The 229-nt window shown below is 40.6% G+C and carries 1 protein-coding gene; it reads left to right on the top strand.

Going from position 1 to position 229, the window contains the following annotated elements:
* The coding region (locus SCA31_RS25835) for an urease subunit beta (RefSeq protein ID WP_410699783.1) at window positions 1-215 on the top strand (215 nt) is incomplete at its 5' end.
* Window positions 216-229 lie beyond the last annotated feature (14 nt).

The following is a 229-nucleotide window of genomic DNA, read 5'->3' as shown; positions in this document are numbered from 1 at the left end:
ACCGTGAAAAAGCATTTGGGAAAAGGCTGAATATTGTCGCCAGTACCGCCGTGCGTTTTGAACCGGGGGAAGAAAAAGAAGTTGTACTTGTGGAAATCGGAGGAAATAAAAAAGCAATGGGATTCAATAATCTGGTAGACGGGCAGGTAGATTCCGATGTACAGAAAAAAGGAAGTCTTGCGAAAGCTGAACAGTTAAATTTTAAAAATCACTAAGATGAGTTTACACG

This window comes from Chryseobacterium sp. SIMBA_028, assembly GCF_046535285.1.
Lineage (GTDB): Bacteria > Bacteroidota > Bacteroidia > Flavobacteriales > Weeksellaceae > Chryseobacterium.
This window is presented reverse-complemented; position numbering and strand designations above follow the sequence as displayed.